The following is an 18,460-nucleotide window of genomic DNA, read 5'->3' as shown; positions in this document are numbered from 1 at the left end:
ATCGAACGCGACGAAGAATCGCGCGCACGTCCATTCCGTCGTCTCGCGATGGGAGTCGTCGCCGTCGTGGTGACCGCGCTCCTCGGCGCGACCATCACCGCACCGGCCGCGCAGGCGGATACAGTGCCGACCGATCCCGCTCTGCCGGCGACGGTGAGCGCTGACCCGCTGCCGACGACGCAGATCAACGGCATCGTCTGGGCTCAGGCGGTGGGCGGCACCAAGGTGTACGCGGGCGGGCAGTTCACGAGCGCGCGCCCGGCGGGAGCGCCGGCCGGCACCAACGAGACGCCGCGATCCAACCTCCTCGCCTACGATCTCGCAACCGGTGTGCTCGACACATCCTTCGCCCCCCAGGTCAACGGCCGCATCCTCGCCGCGGCGGTGTCGCCCGACGGCTCGCGGCTGTACATCGGCGGCGGCTTCACCGCCGTCAACGGTCAGAACCGCTACCGTCTGGCGGCCTTCGACACGGCCACCGGCCAGCTGATCGGCAATTGGACCCCCGGTACCAACACGATCGTGCAGGGCATCGTCGCCACCGATACGACCGTGTACGTCACGGGGGAGTTCTCGAACATCAACAACACCGCACGTACCGGCGTCGCGGCCGTGAGCGCGTCGACCGGTGCCGTGCTCGACTTCAACCCGGTCCTCGCCGGCGGGTACGGCGTCCGCTCCGTCGTGGTGTCCCCCGATGCCTCGAAGGTGGTCATCGCCGGCTCGTTCACGTCCACCAACGGGTCGACCAACCCGGGTCGCGGCATGGCCGCGCTCGACGCCTCCAGCGGAGCCAGCCTCCCCTGGGCGATCAACAGTGTCATCCGCAACGCCGGCACCGGCGCCTCCATCTATTCGCTCGCCTCCGACGGGGACAGCGTCTACGGCAGTGGGTACGACTTCGGAGGATCGAAGACGGAGGACGACTTCGAAGGCGCGTTCCGCGCGCGCTGGAGCGACGGCTCGATGGTGTGGATGGAGGATTGCCACGGCGACACCTATTCGGTGTACCCGACCGGGGGTGTGCTCTACACGGCGGCGCACTCGCATTACTGCGGCAACATCGGAGAGTTCCCGCAGCTCGACCCGTGGAGCTTCAACTTCTCGCTCGCGTTCGACAAGAACCCGTCGGACCGCACCATCACTCCTGACATCTACGGGTACCGCAGCTTCACCGGCAACCCGGCGGCCCGTCTGCTGCACTGGTACCCGACGTGGCAGCCCGGCACGGTGTCCGGCATGAATCAGGCCGCATGGTCGGTCACGGGCGGTGGCGACTACCTCGTCTACGGCGGTGAGTTCACGGCCGTGAGCGGTAGCGCACAACAGGGACTCGTGCGCTTCGCGAAGCCCGGGACGGCGCCGAACAAGATCGGTCCGACCATCAAGGGCGGCGCCTACCAGATCAGCGCTCAGTCTTTCCGCGCGGGGCAGGCACGCGTCGCCTGGTCCGCGAACTACGACGCCGACAACGCCCGCTTGACCTACGAGGTCTTCCGTCGTGACCTCGCGCAGCCGATCCACACGACCACTGCCGACTCCACCTACTGGGTGCGACCGCGGCTCACGTACTCCGACACGGCGGTGACCGCCGGCCAGACATACGAGTACCGGGTCAAGGTGACCGACCCCAACGGGAACACCACGACGTCCGACTGGACGCCGGTGACGATCGCGGCCGCCGGGACCTCGAACACGTACAACGAAGCCGTGCTCTCGTCCTCGCCGAGGTATTACTGGCCCATGAACGAGGCGTCCGGTTCGTCCGCGACCGACTGGATCTCCGGGAACGACCTCACGCTGTCCGGAGGGACGACCCGTGGCCAGGCGGGCCAGGTCGTCGGTGAGACCTCGGCCTCCACGGCCTTCAACGGCACCGACGGCACCTCTGCCAGTTCGGTCTCCGAGGTCGGTCCTGACGAGTTCTCGATCGAGGCATGGTTCCAGACGACCAGCACGAGCGGCGGGAAGATCGTCGGCTTCGGCAACAACGCCAAGGGGCTGTCCGGAAGCTACGACCGGCACCTCTACCTGAGCAATTCGGGGCAGGTCACGTTCGGCGTGTACCCCGGGACTGCGCGGACGCTCACCAGCGGGGCCGGTCTCAACGACGGCAAGTGGCACCACGTGGTCGGCACGATGAACAGCTCGGGCATGGTGCTGTACGTCGACGGCGTGCGGGTGAGCTCGCGCTCCGACACGACGACCGGTCAGAGCTATTCAGGCTACTGGCGCATCGGCGGGGACTCCCAGAGCGGCTGGCCGTCCGCGGGGTCGTCGAACTACCTCAACGCCCGCATCGCGGACGTGGCCGTGTACGGCAGTGCGTTGACCCGTGACGCGGTGGATGCGCACTGGGTGGCTTCTGGGCGCACGTCGTCGCTCCCCGCTGCGCCCGCAGACGCCTACGGCAAAGCCGTGTACGACCTCGACCCGACACTGTACTGGCGCCTCGGCGAGACCAGCGGGACGGTCGCGAAAGACTCGGGCCGCGACGGAAGCACCGGGACGTACCAGACCAGTGGGTCGGCCACGATCCAACGAGGCCAGACCGGAGCGCTGTCCGGCGTCGCGGACCAGGCCATCCGGTTCACGTCCTCGAAGCTGTTCTCCAGCTGGAACAACCGCCAGACGGTGGTGAGCGCGCGGCAGTACCCGTCGCCGAACACCTATTCGATCGAGACCTGGTTCAAGACCACCTCGACGGGCGGCGGCAAGCTGATCGGCTTCGGGAACAGCAACTCCAACAATGCCAATCCCAGTTCGAACTACGACCGGCACATCTACATGAACGGATCGGGACAGCTGAAGTTCGGCGTCTACAACGGGGGGTCATACGTCCTCACGGCGCCGGGCACCTACCGTGACGGGCAGTGGCACCATGTCGTCGCGCAGCAGTCGGCGGCAGGGATGCAGTTGTTCGTGGATGGCGTGGAGGTCGCTTCGAACGCGCAAGCGGGTGCCGACAACTACAACGGCTACTGGCGCGTGGGCGGCGACACCACCTGGGAAGGGGATCCCTTCTGGGTCGGCACGATCGATGAGGCGGCGGTCTACTCAGCGCCCCTGACGGTCAGCCAGGTGTTGCAGCACTATCAGCTCGGCGACACCGGGGAGCTGAACCAGCTGCCGACGGCGCAGTTCACCGCGGCGACCTCGGACCGGTCGGTGGCTTTCGACGCCTCCGCCTCGAGCGACCCTGAGGGTCCGATCGCCGGCTATGCGTGGGACTTCGGCGACGGCCACACCGGAACCGGTGTCGCGCCTACGCACGAGTACGACACGGCCGGCACCTACACGGTCACCCTCACGGTGACCGATGCCGGCGGGCTCGCGTCCACCGTCGCTCATGACGTGACGACGCGGAACCCGAACGTGCCTCCCACCGCCGCGTTCACCGAGAAGGTGGAATTCCTCTCCGTGGCGGTCGACGCATCCGCGAGCGCGGATACGGACGGCACGATCACGGCGTACGCGTGGAATTTCGGCGACGGTGCCTCGGCGACAGGGGCCACGGCGACGCATGACTATGCGGCTTCCGGAACCTACACGGTGTCGCTCACCGTGACCGATGACCGCGGTGCCTCATCGACCGAGACGAAGACGATCGCTGTCGAAGCTCAGAACGTGCCGCCCAAGGCTGTGGCCAACGTGGTGCGCGCCGCGGATGGTATGTCGATCTCCGCCGACGGAAGCGGCTCCACCGACACCGACGGCAGCATCGTGTCGCACGCGTGGGATTTCGGTGACAGCACCACCGCGACGGGAGCGACGGCGACGCACACCTACACGACAGCGGGAACCTACACGGTCACGCTGACGGTCACGGACGACGACGGCGCAACGCATCAGGCGACCGCATCCGTCGCCGTCGCGCCGGCGGCCACGGAAGAGGTCATCGCCCGAGACGCGTTCGAGCGCACGGCGTCGTCCTCGTGGGGCTCCGCCGACGTCGGCGGCGCCTGGACGGTGTCCGGAGGGGCGGCGGCGTTCTCGGCGGGGGATGGCGTGGGACGGATCTCCCTGTCTCCTGCCGCCACGCGAGAGGCTCGCCTCGCCGGGGTCTCGAGCACGTCGACGATTACCTCGTTGACCATCGCCTCGAGCAACGCGACCAACGGCGGAGCCTTCAACCTCACGGTGAACGGTCGTCAGGTCGGCAACGACGTCTACTCGGGACGCGTGAAGATCGAGGCGAGTGGCGCGATCCGTCTCTACCTGCTGCGCAACGAGACGGCGATCGGCAACAGCGTCGTGATCCCCGGTACGTACGTGGCGGGCGAGAAGTTGTCGGCTGTGCTCACGGTACGCGGAACGTCGCCGACCACGCTCGCGCTGAAGGTCTGGCGAACGGGGACGACGGAGCCGGCGAACCCGCAGCTGCAGGGGACGGACTCCACTGCCGCTCTGCAGACAGCGGGTGCGGTCGGCGTGAAGATGGCGATCAGCTCGGTCTCCTCCGTCTCCTCGGTCTTCTCGGTGGACGACTACAAGGTCGTCACCGGGGCCGTGGTCGCTGCGCCCAACCAGATCCCGACAGCATCCTTCGTCTCCTCGACCTCCGCACTCAGTGCAGCTGTCGACGCTGGCGGATCGAGCGACGCGGATGGGACGATCGCGTCCTACGCGTGGACGTTCGGGGATGGCGGTACCGCGACGGGAGTCACGGCATCGCACACGTATGCGGCATCGGGGACGTACGACGTCACCCTGACGGTGACCGACGACGACGGCGGAACGCACTCAGTCACGAAGCCGGTCACTGTGACCGCGCCGGTCACGCCGCCGGACCCCACAGGGCCGACTCCCCTCGCGACGGATGAGTTCGACCGGGCGACGACGGGAGGCTGGGGCAGCGCCGACCTCGGTGGCGCGTGGACGCTGTCGGGAGGAAACGCCGCATTCAGCACGGCAGGCGGAAAGGGCGTCGTGTCCCTCGCGCCGTCGCAGACGCGGGAGGCGCGACTGGCGGTGACCGGTACGAGCACGGTGCTCGATGCCCTCTTCTCGTCGGATGTCGCCTCGACCGGCGGCACCGCGAGCATCACGCTGCTCGGCCGGACCGTTGGGGCATCGACATACTCGGCGCGCGTGCGACTGGAGCCCGCCGGCGTCATCCGGCTGTACCTCCTCCGGAATGAGACGGCGATCGGGAACAGCTACGTTCTGCCGGGCTCCTATGCGCCCGGACAGGTGCTCCACGCCCGCCTCGCGGTCAGTGGTACCGCCCCGACCAGCCTGGCGGCCAAGGTCTGGGTCGAGGGGCAGACCGAGCCTGCGGATTGGCAGCTCACGGGCACGGACGCGGTGGCGGCGATGCAGGTCGCCGGTGGCATCGGGATAAAGACGTCTGTCAGCTCGGCCTCGACGAACACCACCACGCGGCTCTCCTTCGAGCGGTTCGCCGTGGTCGTCCCGCAGTAGCATCGGACAACGGATGAGGGGCGAGGCCGGATGGCCCCGCCCCTCATCCGTTCCCGTCAGCTCCGGGCGTACGCCGGGGTGATCCGGCCGAGGGCGCCGAGAGTGCGCCCCTGGGCGAACCAGATGCGCCGCCGCAGCACGGCCTGTGCGGCACGGTCGCCGCGCGCGCGGGCGAGGACTTCTCGCAGGGAGAAGATCACAAGGCGGGCCACGCCGCCCACGAGGTGGGCGCCGCGAAGGATGATGCGCCGCGCGAGGGAGCCGTCTCGGGTGAGGAGTTCGGTACGCATCTGACCCTGTGAGATGGTCCGCCGTCGCACGAACTCGCGGGTCGTGCGCTCCGCGGGGACCTCGTCGCGGACGATCGAGTCCGCGGATGCGATGATCGCCCCGCCGGCGGCGAGCAGCGATCGCCCGAAGAGCATGTCCTCTCCGCCGGCCAGGCCGAGGCTTGTGTCGAAGTGCACTCCGAGTGACGCGACCTGCGAAGCGTCGATCAGGACATTCCCGGTCGCCAAGGCGTCCAGTCGCTGCCCGTTCCGTCGGCGTCGTCGCCGCATGAACCCACCGGCGACGATCCAGGGGTCGGTGCCCTCGGGCCAGACGTAGTCCACGTACCCCATCACGACGGCGGGACGCCCGTTTCTCGACCATGTCTCCACGAGGGCGTCGAGCCACCCCTCCAGCGGTACGACGTCATCGTCGACCATCGCGACCAGCTCGCCCGGGCGCGCCGCGTCGAGCGCGGCCTGTCGCGCCGCCGCGATCCCCGGGGTGGGTTCAGGGAGGTAGGTGACGTCGAGTTCTGCGGCGACCTCCTCCGCCGAGCGGGCGGGATCGTTGTCCACGAACGCGATGCGCATGCGCTCCGCCGAGGCGCCGGCCCCCGCCCGGATCGCCATGACGAGCGGAGCGAGGAGCTCGGTGCGACGAAAGGTCGTCACGGCGACGAGGAGAGGTCGTTCTTCGGCCTCGGGTCGCGCGGGGTTCATGGACTCAGTATGCCCCGCTCGGCTGCGCCATGACCTTCGCGGTGCGCCACATGATCTGCAGATCGTTCATGACCGACCAGTTCTCCACGTACCGCAGGTCGAGCCGCACGCTCTCGTCCCACGAGAGGTCGCTGCGTCCGGAGACCTGCCACAGACCCGTGATGCCCGGCTTGATGTAGAGGCGGCGGAACACGGTGCCGTCATAGGCCGTGACCTCGCTGGGCAGCGGCGGACGAGGGCCGACGACGCTCATGTCGCCGACGAGCACGTTCCAGAACTGCGGGAGCTCGTCCAGCGACAGCTTGCGCAGCACCTTCCCGACGCGGGTCACGCGCGGGTCGTCCTTCATCTTGAAGAGCAGGCCGGCGCCCTCGTTCTGCTCCTTGAGCGCCGCGAGCTGCTTCTCGGCGTCGGTGCGCATCGAGCGGAACTTCACCATCTTGAATCGGCGGCCGTCCCGTCCCACGCGCTCCTGGAAGAAGAACACCGGGCCAGGCGAGTCGAGCTTGATGAGCGCGCTGAGCACGGGGGTGAGCAGCGCGATCGGGATGAGCGCGACGGTGGCCACGACGATGTCGAGCGCGCGCTTGAGAAGGTGGACCCCGCCCTCGTAGGTCGGGATCTTCACCTGGATCAGCGGCAGGCCGTCGACCTGGCGCAGCGAGATGCGCGGCCCCGCGACGTCCGTCAGACGGCTGGAGAGCACGAGCTCGGCGGCGGTGCCCTCGAGCTGCCAGCTGAGCTGCTTGACGAAGTCGGGGGACCCCTCGGGGCGGCTCGCCACGATGATGGTGTCCGCCCCGAGCTGTGCCGCCGCCGCGGCGACGGTGTCCAGATCGCCCACGACCGGGTAGATGCTCTCCCCGATCCTGAGCGCGCCGGCATTGCGATCCAGCAGCGTCGTCCCCACGACGTGATAGCCGTTCTCCCCGCCCTTCTGCAGGGAGTCGATCACATACTCGACGTCCTCGGTGGCGCCGACCACCAGTGTCCTCGACGCGAACCGACCGGACAGACGCTGCCGCTGCAGCCAGCGGCGCCAGGTCCAGCGGGCGAAGAGGAGACCGAGCATGCCGACCGGGAGGGCGATGAAGAACAGCGGCTGCAGTCCTTCCCACTCCAGGAGCACGCCCGCGATGGCGGTGATGCCGAAGGCGAGTCCCGCCGCGTGCGCGACGCGACGGTACTCCGTGGCCCCGGACCCGAAGATGGCGGCGGCTCGGCTGTTGAGCGCCGACAGCATCAGGTACCAGGCGAGACCCAGCAATGCGGCGTTGCGCACGGCCTCGATCACCGCGACGCCGGAGACCAGCTGGACCATCGCCGTCAGTGCGACCGCGATCAGGATGACAGCCGCATCCGTGATCCGCAGCCGCATCCGATAGCGACGCTCCCACTGGCGGCGTCGTTCGAGCGTCGCCGACACACGCGGCGTGCTCGCCGCAGGCGTCACCGACGCGGTCGCTCGCGGTGCCGTGATCGGCGTGAAACCCGTACGAGCGATGCTCAGAGCATCCTCGACGGAAGTCATGCCGAGGCCCCTTGAGCCGTGAATGTACGCAGATAACCCCAGTGCGCCATCGTTTCCCCAGTTTTCCCCAGACCGTGAACCCCACGTTCACGGACACGTCTGCGTCCCGACCCCTCGGGTCCTGCTGATGCTTCGCGATCCCACATCGTGAAGGTCCTCGTCGTCCCAACCGACGAGGCGTGCAGCAGGCACTGCAGACGTCCAACACTGTAGCGGATCCGCTCGTCGGAGGGAAGCCGTTCCGCCGACTCGGCGAAATCCGTTCCGGAATACCGCACAGCGCCGGGCGGGCGGGGCTTCTCTTTCGCGGTGACCACGCACCAGACACCGAGCGCGCGCTTCCACCTGCGTCCCATGGCACCGCGGGACCCGGGGCAGCCCCACCGCACAGCGAGCCCGTTGGAGCTCTTCTTCGATCTCGTCTTCGTCGTGGCCGTGAGCATCGCCTCGGCCCAGCTGCACCACGCGCTGAGCCACGGGGACTTCCTCCACGGCATCACCTCCTACGCCATGCTCTTCTTCGCGATCTGGTGGGCGTGGATGAACTTCACGTGGTTCGCGACGTCGTTCGACACCGACGACTGGCCGTACCGGATCGCCACGTTCGTCCAGATGGCGGGCGTCCTCATCCTCGCCGCCGGAGTCCCGCAGGCGTTCGACGAGGGGAACTTCACCCTCCCCGTCGTCGGCTACGTGGTGATGCGCGTCGCGATGGTGGCCCAATGGCTGCGCGCCTCGCGGACCGAGCAACCGCTCCGCGGCGTCGCACTCCGCTACGCGCTCGGGATCGCGGTCGTGCAGGTGCTGTGGATCCTGTTCCTGCTCATCCCGTCCGGTCCGGTCCAGCTCGTCGCGTTCGTCGTGTTCGCGCTCATCGAGGTCGGCGTCCCGGTGTTCGCGGAGCGCCGAGGACAGACGCCGTGGCACCCGCACCACATCACCGAGCGCTACGGTCTCTTCACCCTCATCGTGCTGGGCGAGAGCCTCCTCGCCTCCGCGAATGCGATCATCGACGCGCTCGACGAGGTGGAGGCGCTCGGTCCGCTCCTCGCCATCTCGGCGCTGGCCTTCATCGTCACGGCCGCGCTGTGGTGGATCTACTTCTGGCCGCCCCACCACCGGGCCATCACGACCCTGGGGCGTTCCCTGCGCTACGGCTACACGCACTACTTCGTGTTCGCCGCGGCCGCGGCGTTCTCGGCCGGTGTCGAGGTCGAGCTGGATGTGATGACGGGGGAGAGCCACCTCGCCCCGGTGATCGCCACGTTCACGGTCTCGGTGCCGATCGCCGTCTTCCTCCTGGGGATCTGGTGGATCGCGATCCGCGACAACGCCGACCGCGTCGTCAACGCGGTCATCCCCGTCGGCGCGCTGCTCGTCCTGCTCGATCCGTTCGTGCCGGTGCCCGTGGCGCTGACGGCGACGGTCATGGTGGCGATCGTGATCGTGCTGGTGATCCGGCCGCCCGTTGCTCGGGGAACCGTCGTCACGGACGAGTGATCCGCGGCGTCACACGCTGGCGGCGAAGAGCTCCCGGCACTCGCGGCGCAGGCGCGCGATCGCCTCGCCGTCGCCGCGCAGGTGGCGGATGAGGGCGTGCTGGAGCATGCCGTCCGTGAGCGCGTACGCGAAGAGCGGCGTGAAGCGGCACGGGCGTCCGCAGAGCTCGGAGTAGCGCTCGACCACGCGCCAGATGGCATCCTGCAGGTCGGCCTCGACTTCGGCGATCGTGTCGCCGAAGCCCGATTCGAACAGAGACTGGTTGCGGAGGTCGTACCAGAGCCGGTGCAGGCGGGCGTCGTCGTGCACGCTCCTGGCGAGCTCCTCGGCGGCCCCGGCCGCCAGCTCCTCCGCGGTCTCGGCCCTCTCCAGCACGGCGAGGTAGCGGTCGCCGAGCCCGCCCTTGGATATCCGCACGGCCTCCGCGATGAGGTCGTTCTTGTCGGTGAAGTAGTAGTGCAGCGACCCGTGGGAGAGCTCCGAGTGCTGCGCGATCTCGCGGAGTCCCGTCCGCGCGAACCCCCGCTCGGCGATCGCCTCCAAGGCCGCTTCGGCCAGCGCCCGCCGGCGCAGCGCGAACTTGTCCACCCCTGCGCGTTCCGCGCGCTTGTCCGCTGTCGTCATGCTGTCCCCCGGTCTCGTCCCCTTCGGGATCGGTGCGGGCAATGCTATGGCATCTCGCCCGATCTGGACAGGTGTCCGGGAAAAACTTGACAGGTGCCAAGTGGCATGTTCCACTGGATGCGCCACGGCCGCGCATGTCCCCTGCATGACGGCCGTCTTCGTGGCCGCGCGCGCGATTCCCCCATCGCCCCGGCCCTGCGTTGTCCGCCGAGTTCTTCGAGCGCCAGCGCTGCAGAGCGGAGCGATGTCCCCGCATCCTCCGCTCTGCTCCTGACTCCACAGGAGCCCCAGGGATCACGCATAGCTTCTTGATTGTTCACCCGTCGAGCATGGGGGCAACGCCGCCGACGCTCGAGAGGAGCACATCATGAGCCGCATCCCCGAACCGACCCCCACGCCGCAGGGCCCCATGTACGAAGGACGACTGCTGGACCGCGCGGACGAAGAGGTCGTCGACCAGGGCGTCGCCTTCGACCTCCGGACGCTGATGAGCCGTCGCGGGCTGCTGATCGGCGGCGGGCTCGGCCTCGGTGCCGTCGTCCTCGCCGCCTGCGCTCCCGGCGCCACCGGATCGTCGTCGACGACCGTCACCCCCACGCCCAGCGCCACCGGCACGGCGTCGGACACGGTCACGGAGATCCCCGACGAGACCGCCGGCCCCTATCCGGGCGACGGCTCGAACGGTCCGGACGTCCTCGACGAGGCCGGGATCATCCGCCAGGACATCCGCTCGTCCATCGACGGCGGGGCCACGGCCGACGGCGTCCCGCTCTCCTTCGAGCTCCAGATCCTCGACCTCGCGAACGGCGGGGTGCCCTTCGCCGGCGTCGCGGTCTACGCGTGGCACTGCAACGCGCAGGGGGAGTACTCGCTGTACTCGTCCGGGCTCGAGGACGTCTCCTATCTGCGCGGGGTGCAGGTCGCCGACGACGACGGCAAGGTATCCTTCACCTCCGTCTTCCCCGGGTGCTACTCCGGGCGCTGGCCGCACATCCACTTCGAGGTCTATCCGGATGCGACCGCGATGACCGACGCGTCGAACGCGATCGCCACGTCCCAGCTCGCGCTGCCCGAGGACGCCTGCAGTGCGGTCTATGCGGAGACGGCGTACTCCGGATCGGCGGACAATCTCGCCCGGATCTCCCTGACCTCCGACAACGTCTTCGGCGACGACGGCGGGGTGTCGCAGCTCGCCCCGACGACGGGGAACGTCACCGGCGGATACACCGCGACCCTCGTGGTCGGCGTCGACACGACGACCACGCCGAGCGCCGGCGCCGCGCCCACCGGTGACGGTGGTCGTCCCCCCGGAAGCTGAGGCTCTCGGCGCGTGGTTCGTGGATCTGCTAAGCTGATCGTGCAACGTGTGCGTTTCGCCCCCTCTCGGCCGCCTCGTCGCCACTGATCAGGGCCATCCACGGACCACGCACATCGACGCGCGCGGAATCCGCCCTCGGTCTCTTCACGCGCGGAGCGCCACAGCGCGCCCGCCCCACAGCAATGAGCATGAGCATGAGTACCACCACCGTCCCTTCCTCCATCCCTCTCACCTGGAAACAGGCCGACGTCGACGTGCACGTCGCCACCCGCAACGGTGAGTTCGCCGGTTTCGTCGAGTTCGACGGATCCGCGCACCGGCTGCGCGACGAGCGCGGCACCGACCTCGGGTCGTTCCCGTCGCTCGACGACGCCTTCCGTGCGCTCGCCGCCGCGCAGCAGCCCGCCCGGCCGGCGGCATCGCCGGCCCTCCCTCGGACGCGCGGTCGGCGGCCGCGTCGAGCACGGGCCTGAGTCGTATGCCGCCTCGCGTATGCGAGCGCGGTTAGTGTGGCCACAGCGATCGGCAACCGCCCTTGGCTTCTTCAGCTCAAGGGCTCCCGATCGACAGGAGAGCATCATCTCCCGCACATCCTCCCCGTCCGTCACCGCCACCCTCGGCCCGGTGCGTCAGACCTACGCCGGGAACGCCGAGTTCCCGCCTCTCACCCGGGCGTACCGGGACGTGCAGCAGGTCGTGAAGGAAACCGGGCTCCTGCAGCGCACGCCCGTGTTCTACACGCTGGTCGGCGCGGCGCTGGTCGTCGCCTTCGCCGGCTGCGTCGCGGGCTTCCTCCTCCTCGGGGACAGCTGGTTCCAGCTCCTCATCGCCGCCGCCCTCGGGATCGTCTTCACGCAGGTCGCCTTCCTCGCCCATGAGGCGGCGCACCGCCAGATCCTCTCCACGGGACCGGCGAACTTCCGCCTGGCCCGCGTGCTCGCCGGCATCATCGGCATGAGCTACCACTGGTGGGACTCCAAGCACACCCGGCACCACGGCAACCCGAACCAGGTCGGCAAGGACCCCGACATCCAGGTCGACACCATCTCCTTCCTGGAGGAGGATGCGGCGCAGTCGCGTGGCATCGTCCGGCTCATCACGCGCACGCAGGGGTGGCTCTTCTTCCCCCTCCTGACGCTCGAGGGGCTCAACCTGCACTACCTCGGCCTGAAGCACCTGATGACGCGGAAGAACGTGAAGGGACGCTGGACCGAACTCGGTCTCATCGTCCTCCGGTTCGCCGTCCTCCTCGTGCCGCTGTTCCTCCTGCTCCCCGTCGGGATGGCGTTCGCGTTCCTGGGCGTGCAGCTCGCGGTCTTCGGCGTCTACATGGGCGCGTCCTTCGCCCCCAACCACAAGGGCATGCCGGTCATCGCCCCCGACGCCAAGCTCGATTTCTTCTCGAAGCAGGTGCGCACGTCGCGCAACATCCGCGGCGGATGGTGGGTGACGGGGCTGATGGGCGGCCTCAACCACCAGGTCGAGCACCACCTGTTCCCGAACATGTCGCGGCTGCACCTGTCGAAGGCACGCGGCATCGTGCGCGACTACTGCGCCGCCAACGGCATCCCGTACACGGAGACGAGCCTCGGGCAGTCTTACGCGATCGTCATCGCCTACCTCAACCGCGTGGGCCTGGCGGCGCGCGACCCGTTCGACTGCCCGGCGGCGGCACAGCTCCGCCGCGCCTGAGCACACGGATACGACGAAGGGGCGAGCAGACACCTGCTCGCCCCTTCGTGTCTCTGCGCGGGATCAGCGCTTCGAGTCGTCCGTCTCGATCACGTCGATCGTGATCTTCTCCAGGGGGCGGTCGTCGTCGAACTCGTCGTCGAGCACCTCATCGCCGCGGAAGGTCTCGACCGACGCCTCGACGACGTCGTCCTCGATGTCGTCGTCGTCCTCGTCGATCGTGGCCTCGGTCACCGCGATCTCGGTGGGAAGGCTGTCGTCGCTGAAGATTCCGTCCGGGCGGATGAGCTCGCGCACCTCGGCCATGAAGCTCGTGAGCTGCTGCTGCTGCCACCGCAGCTGACGGGCGCGGTCCTCGGCGTCGCGGAGGACGGTGGAGGTGTGTCCGGTGACCGCGTCGACGATCTTCTGCGACTTCACGCGGGCACGCTCGAGGATCTCCCTGGCGCGCACCTGGGCGTCGGCCTCGATCGCCTGAGCCTGCGAGCGCATGAGCTTCTCGTAGCCGTCCGCCTTCGCGGAGATGCGCTGCGCGTGCTCCAGCGAGGCCGTGACCTGCTCGTTCGCATCGGTCGTGATGCGCTCGGCGTGGGCGACGGCCTGGTTGTGCAGCACGAGGAACTCCTGCTGCGCGTCGTCCTGACGACGGGTGAGGGTCTCCTCGAACTCCAGCACGCGGGCGTTCATCTCACGGACCTCGCGCTCGGCGTCCGCACGCAGCTGCGTGGTCTCGCGCGTGACCAGCGAGCGGAGCGCGGCGGCGCCCTTCTCTGCCTCGGTGCGGATGGCGGTGGCCTCCTGGGAGGCCTGGCTGACCTTCTCCGCGGCGTGCGCCGCCTCGCGCTCGATGCGCGCCTCGTGGGCCGTGTACTCGGTCTCCATCTTCAGCCGCACCTGGTCGGCGTCGCGCTGCGCCTGCGAGATGATGCGCTCGGCGTCGGCCTCCGCTTCGGCACGCTGCGCGGCCACTTCCTCGCGGGCAGAGGTCATCAGGCGGTCGGCCTGCACGGCGGCGTTCTGGATGAGCACGTTCGCCTGCTCCTCGGCCACGCGCAGGATCGCCTCGAACTGCTGACGCGACGGTGCCTCCTCGCCATCGGCCTGCGGCATGTCGACGAGCTCGGAGGTCAGGGTCGCCACCTGCTGCTCGGCGTCGGAGGCCTTGGCGTTCGCGGCCGCGAGCTCCGCCTCCAGGGCTTCGCGGGCTTCGCGCTCTTCGGCCTTGATGGCCTCGACGGACTCGGCCTCGCGCGCCTTCGCCTCGGCCAGCTCGTCGGCCGCCTGCTGGAGCTGCGTGCGCATCGACGCCAGCGCGGCGTCGACCTCGTTCTTGTCGTAGCCCCGGAAGCCGATCGTGAACGCCGAGGTGGACGAGGAGGACGACTCGCGCGGAGTGGTCTCGATCAGCTGATCGAAGAAGTCCGGCGACCGGTCGTCGTCGCGGGGGGTGCCCGAGGAATCGCTCATGGGTTCAAGCCTTTCTGGCGTGTCCGCGACACGAAGCGGTCTTCGTTTCCGTGGACGGGTTCGCAAGCACGGGGAAGGAGGCCCCGGCGTGCACCGCGTCCGGGTCCTCATCGGAGTCCCTGCGGGGCGCGGCGCGCGTCTAGCCTAATTGCGTCGCCTGTGAATCGTGACCCCCATTTGCACGGGCAGGCAGCGGCACGATCAGGCGCGGCGGAACCAGCGGGCGTTGCGGTCGTCGAGCAGGTCTCCGCGCTCGAACACGGAGACGGGTCCGTCGCTCACCTCGATCCGGCGCGCTGCCGCCTCTCCGGTCACCCTTTCCCGCAGCTCCCGCCACAGCGGCGCGGTCTGCGGGAAGCCGAGGTAGTCGCGGAACGTCTCCACGCGCAGGAGAGTCCCCTCGGCGTCGGGACCGAGCCGCACGACGGTGTCGTCCGGTTCGACGAAGCGGATGCCGACGGTGCCGTCGTCGAGGATGGCGTAGGCCTTCTCGTGCCCGGCGACCGCCGCGTGCAGGAGCGCGGCCGCGACCTCCGGCGGCGCCTGGATCCGGAGCGTCGTGCCGAGCTCGGTGAGGAGCTGCGTCATCCGCTCTGCGGTGAATCGCGCGCCCGCGCGGGCGCCGGCCGCGGTGGAGCTGCGTCGCACCCATCGAGGGAGGAAGGCCGCGCCGACGAGGAGAGTGATGATGACGACGACGAGAACGACGGTGAGGACGGAGTCCATGGAGACGACCTCCCGGCCGCGCGTCAGCGCGGGCCGGACAGGTGATCGAGGACCAGTTCGCCGGAGGCGTTGAGGGCCTGCATGATCTCCTGGATGCGGTGCGGGTCCACCGTCGGCGGCTCGGCGTCGTCGAACCCGAACTGCAGCGGGATGGCGGGATGGATCCACACGCTCGCGCGCCGGTCGACGCCCCCCTCGACGGGCCGCCAGGTCATCATGAAGCTCTCCTGCCGGCGGAGCTTCGTGCCGATGACGATCTTCAGATGCGCGAGCGTCTCGTCCTCGATGAGGATCGGATCCGAGTGCCCGTCGTACCGGAGTCTTCCCATGATGCTGACGGTACACCCGAGCGCGGGGGCGTACGGATCCTGTGCGTCCGCGCCGGTCGCGGAGGGCATCCCGGCCGACCGGGGGAGTGGCGTTCGCGTCGCGGAGGGCCCGCTCTTGGTACGGTGACCGCGGGAGACAACCTGTCCTGGGGCCCGCAGACCAAGAGAGAGCTTCGAGATGACGCGCACGTCCCGCTGGCGCCGGGGCCGGATCGGGATCGTCGCCGTGCTCGCGATCGTGGTCGGCGCGCTCGTCCCCGCTTTCTCCACGGCTGGCACCGCGACCGCCGCGTCCGACGGCTACATGGTCTACCCGGCGTCCGGCAACATCCAGTCGAAGGTCGGCGACGGCTGCCGGAACAATTACCGAGCGCACGACGGCATCGACATCTCCCGCAACGGCGGCACGCCCATCCTCGCCGCGTACGACGGGGTGATCAAGAGTCGTACGTCGAACGGCGGCTACGGCAACTACGTGGACGTGCAGCACGCGGGCGGATACGTGACCCGCTATGCGCACATGGCGGCTCCGGGGTGGTTCGCACCGGGAACCAAGGTCCTCCGCGGGCAGCAGATCGGCGTCGTCGGCAACACGGGCAACTCGGCCGCGTACCACCTGCACTTCGAGGTGTGGCTGAACGGCAAGGTCTACTCGCAGATCAACCAGGGCTTCACGTGTCTCTCCGACGTGACGCGAGGGGGGACCATCCCGCTCTTCTTCCCCGGTCTCGGCGCCGGATCGCCCGCCGGCGTCAGCGCCGGAGACTTCACCGGCGATGACAAGGTCGACCTCCTCGTTGTCGCGGGGAACGGCGATCTGCGGCTGCGCGCCGGCAACGGGCGCGGCGGCCTCGCCGGCCCGACCACGCTGTTCGGCAGCGGGTGGGCGAACTCGCGGCGACACATCACGCACACCGATCTCAACGGCGACGGCAATGCCGACCTCCTCGTGGCACGCTCCGACGGCGTCCTGGAGTTCTACGCCGGAAACGGACGCGGGGGCTTCCGTGGGGCGGTCGGGCTGGGCTCCGGGTGGTACAGCATGCGGCACATCGCCTCGGGTGCGGATTTCACGGGTGACGGACGTCAGGACATCCTCGGGGTCTCCGGGTCCGGCAACCTGAGGGTCTACCACGGCAACGGCAGCGGCGGCCTGACCTCCTCGCAGACGATGATCGGCGGCGGCTGGGAGAGCGTCCACTACCTCATCGCGGGAGACTTCGACGGGGACGGACGCGGCGACATCGTCGCAGTCGCGGCCGACGGTCAGCTCCTCCTCTACACCGGGGCGTCGGGCCTGCGCACGGTGCGACAGGTGGGCGTGGGCTGGCAGGAGTTCACCGAGGTCACCGGAGGCGTGGACTACAACGGCGACGGGCGCGCCGACCTGCTCGCGCGCACCCCGGCCGGACAGCTCTACCTCTATCCGGGGAACGGGAACGGCGCCTTCGGCGCGCGAGTGCTCGTCGCCTCCGACGCCGCGGACTACCTCGCGATCGAGTGACCGGCCGGAGTCGAGCACTCCGGGGCGCGTATCGTGGGCGCATGGCCGCGGGGACGTTCGACGACATCGCGGCAGCGCTGTATGCGGGGCCGCCGGAATCGTTCACCGCCAGCCGGAACGCCGCGGCGAAGGAGATCGAGGACGCTGCGCTCGCCGCGGAGGTGAAGGCGTTGCGGAAGCCGTCGGTCGCCGCCTGGGTGGTCAACGTGTTCGCGCAGGAGAGGGCCGCCCAGCTCGGGGAGGCCCTGGCGCTGGCCGCGGAGCTGCGCGAGGCGCAGGAGGACCTGGATGCCGGAGCCCTGTCCACGCTCAGCAGGCAGCGCCGGGCTCTGACCCGGCGGCTCGCCGAGAGTGCGGCGGACCTCGCGGGGTCCCGGGGCGAACGCGTCACGGCGGCCACGCGGGACGCCGTCGAGCAGACGATCTCCGCGGCGTTCTTCGATCAGGATGCCGCCGCGGCCGTCGCGTCCGGACGACTCGTGAGGGCTCTGGAGCCGTCGGGGACCGCGGACGACGTCCGCGACGCCGTGGCCGGCACCCTCCCCACCCTGCAGCCGCAACCCCCACGCCCGCGGGACGAACTGCAGGAGCGGCGGAAGCGGCGGGACGCGGAGCGACAGGTAGCCGCGGCGGAGAAGGCCCTGGCCGCGGCGGAGCGGGCACTCACCAAGGAGGACGAGGCGGTGCGGGCACTGAGCGACCGCGCCGAGGAGCTCGCGGACGGCATCGCCGAGGTGGAGGCGCAGCTGGAGAAGCTGCGTCAGGAGGCCGACCGCGTCGAGCGCGACCGTCCCGCCGCGGAGCAGAGGCGCACGGCGGCCGCGGAGAAGCGGGACGCCGCTGCCGAGGCTGTGGAGTCGGCGCGCGAGGCCCTCGACGACCTCTGAGCGGACCTCAGCTCCGGGCGGAGGCCTTCTCCTCGTCGGAGTTCGGCGTCCATCCGAACCAGCCGTCGTCGGACGGGATGACGCTCCAGTCGCTGCAGACGAAGACGGTCTTCGCCTCGTACGCGGACGGGCCGTCGTCGAGAGTCCAGGTCGGGGCGGAGGTCCGCTCCGTCTCCACACAGTCGTCCGGCAGCGCTGTCGTGCTCGTCAGCAGAAGTACGGCGTCGTCGGCGTCCTCGATGGTCGACGTCCGGAGCGTGAGAGCGGTCGCGTCGTCCGGAACCCAGTCCGCGTCGACCGGCGTGTCCGCCCGGAAGGCGTCGGCGTCGTCGAAGGTCGTGGTCGACTGCTTGTGCACGAGACCCTCCACGGCGGCGCATCCGCCGAGCAGCAGGGTGCCGCCGAGGAGCAGGGCGGCAGCGGGGAGGAGGTGTCGTCGTGTCATACCTCCACTCTGCGGGCGCGG

At 69.5% G+C, this 18,460-nt stretch carries 14 protein-coding genes; 7 read left to right on the top strand and 7 right to left on the bottom strand.

Annotated elements, in window-relative coordinates; translation table 11 throughout:
- Positions 1 to 48: 48 nt before the first annotated feature.
- Positions 49 to 5,424: a PKD domain-containing protein gene (locus D8M34_RS06900; RefSeq protein ID WP_025104610.1), complete on the top strand. Its 5,376-nt coding sequence runs from the start codon at positions 49 to 51 to the stop codon at positions 5,422 to 5,424.
- 56 nt (positions 5,425 to 5,480) lie between these two features.
- On the opposite strand, the gene D8M34_RS06895 is transcribed toward D8M34_RS06900, so the two are convergent.
- The gene (locus D8M34_RS06895) at positions 5,481 to 6,416 is read right to left on the bottom strand and encodes a glycosyltransferase family 2 protein (RefSeq protein ID WP_025104609.1); all 936 of its coding nucleotides are present in this window, start codon (positions 6,414 to 6,416) and stop codon (positions 5,481 to 5,483) included.
- Between the two features lie 4 nt (positions 6,417 to 6,420).
- On the bottom strand, positions 6,421 to 7,947 hold the full coding sequence (locus tag D8M34_RS06890) for a sugar transferase (protein ID WP_025104608.1): 1,527 nt from the start codon (positions 7,945 to 7,947) through the stop codon (positions 6,421 to 6,423).
- Positions 7,948 to 8,301: 354 nt separating this feature from the next.
- Here D8M34_RS06890 and D8M34_RS06885 point away from each other — a divergent pair, with 354 nt between their 5' ends.
- On the top strand, positions 8,302 to 9,447 hold the full coding sequence (locus D8M34_RS06885) for a low temperature requirement protein A (protein WP_126893574.1): 1,146 nt from the start codon (positions 8,302 to 8,304) through the stop codon (positions 9,445 to 9,447).
- 9 nt (positions 9,448 to 9,456) lie between these two features.
- Here D8M34_RS06885 and D8M34_RS06880 read toward each other — a convergent pair whose 3' ends face one another.
- The gene (locus D8M34_RS06880; protein WP_025104606.1) at positions 9,457 to 10,071 is read right to left on the bottom strand and encodes a TetR/AcrR family transcriptional regulator; all 615 of its coding nucleotides are present in this window, start codon (positions 10,069 to 10,071) and stop codon (positions 9,457 to 9,459) included.
- Between the two features lie 367 nt (positions 10,072 to 10,438).
- Here D8M34_RS06880 and D8M34_RS06875 point away from each other — a divergent pair, with 367 nt between their 5' ends.
- From D8M34_RS06875 to D8M34_RS06865, 3 genes are all read left to right on the top strand, one after another.
- Entirely contained in the window at positions 10,439 to 11,389 is a 951-nt protein-coding gene (locus D8M34_RS06875; RefSeq protein WP_126893556.1) for an intradiol ring-cleavage dioxygenase, read from the top strand.
- Between the two features lie 194 nt (positions 11,390 to 11,583).
- Entirely contained in the window at positions 11,584 to 11,862 is a 279-nt protein-coding gene (locus tag D8M34_RS06870; RefSeq protein ID WP_126893555.1) for a hypothetical protein, read from the top strand.
- Positions 11,863 to 12,013: 151 nt separating this feature from the next.
- Positions 12,014 to 13,081, top strand: coding sequence for a fatty acid desaturase family protein (locus D8M34_RS06865; protein WP_396654540.1), 1,068 nt, complete (start codon positions 12,014 to 12,016; stop codon positions 13,079 to 13,081).
- Between the two features lie 63 nt (positions 13,082 to 13,144).
- On the opposite strand, the gene D8M34_RS06860 is transcribed toward D8M34_RS06865, so the two are convergent.
- The 3 genes from D8M34_RS06860 to D8M34_RS06850 all read right to left on the bottom strand — a co-directional run bounded on the left by D8M34_RS06860 (position 13,145) and on the right by D8M34_RS06850 (position 15,603).
- On the bottom strand, positions 13,145 to 14,548 hold the full coding sequence (locus D8M34_RS06860; protein WP_025104602.1) for a hypothetical protein: 1,404 nt from the start codon (positions 14,546 to 14,548) through the stop codon (positions 13,145 to 13,147).
- A 201-nt stretch (positions 14,549 to 14,749) separates the two neighbouring features.
- Positions 14,750 to 15,274 (bottom strand): hypothetical protein, encoded by a 525-nt coding sequence (locus D8M34_RS06855; RefSeq protein WP_126893553.1) that lies wholly within the window; start codon positions 15,272 to 15,274, stop codon positions 14,750 to 14,752.
- 23 nt (positions 15,275 to 15,297) lie between these two features.
- Positions 15,298 to 15,603: a DUF7882 family protein gene (locus D8M34_RS06850; RefSeq protein WP_025104600.1), complete on the bottom strand. Its 306-nt coding sequence runs from the start codon at positions 15,601 to 15,603 to the stop codon at positions 15,298 to 15,300.
- Between the two features lie 178 nt (positions 15,604 to 15,781).
- Between D8M34_RS06850 and D8M34_RS06845 the strand changes: the two genes are divergently transcribed.
- Positions 15,782 to 17,107, top strand: a complete 1,326-nt coding sequence (locus D8M34_RS06845) for a VCBS repeat domain-containing M23 family metallopeptidase (RefSeq protein ID WP_126893552.1) — start codon at positions 15,782 to 15,784, stop codon at positions 17,105 to 17,107.
- Between the two features lie 41 nt (positions 17,108 to 17,148).
- Positions 17,149 to 17,994, top strand: a complete 846-nt coding sequence (locus D8M34_RS06840; protein WP_126893551.1) for a transposase — start codon at positions 17,149 to 17,151, stop codon at positions 17,992 to 17,994.
- A gap of 7 nt (positions 17,995 to 18,001) precedes the next feature.
- Here the strand turns inward: D8M34_RS06840 and D8M34_RS06835 are convergent, their stop codons facing one another.
- Positions 18,002 to 18,439 carry a hypothetical protein gene (locus D8M34_RS06835; RefSeq protein WP_126893550.1) on the bottom strand — a complete coding sequence of 146 codons (438 nt, stop codon included), beginning with the start codon at positions 18,437 to 18,439 and terminating at the stop codon, positions 18,002 to 18,004.
- Positions 18,440 to 18,460 lie beyond the last annotated feature (21 nt).

The organism is Microbacterium sp. HSID17254, assembly GCF_003989315.1.
Taxonomy (GTDB): domain Bacteria; phylum Actinomycetota; class Actinomycetes; order Actinomycetales; family Microbacteriaceae; genus Microbacterium.
Note: the sequence above shows the minus strand (reverse complement) of the source record. Positions and strands in the feature narration are given on the sequence as shown.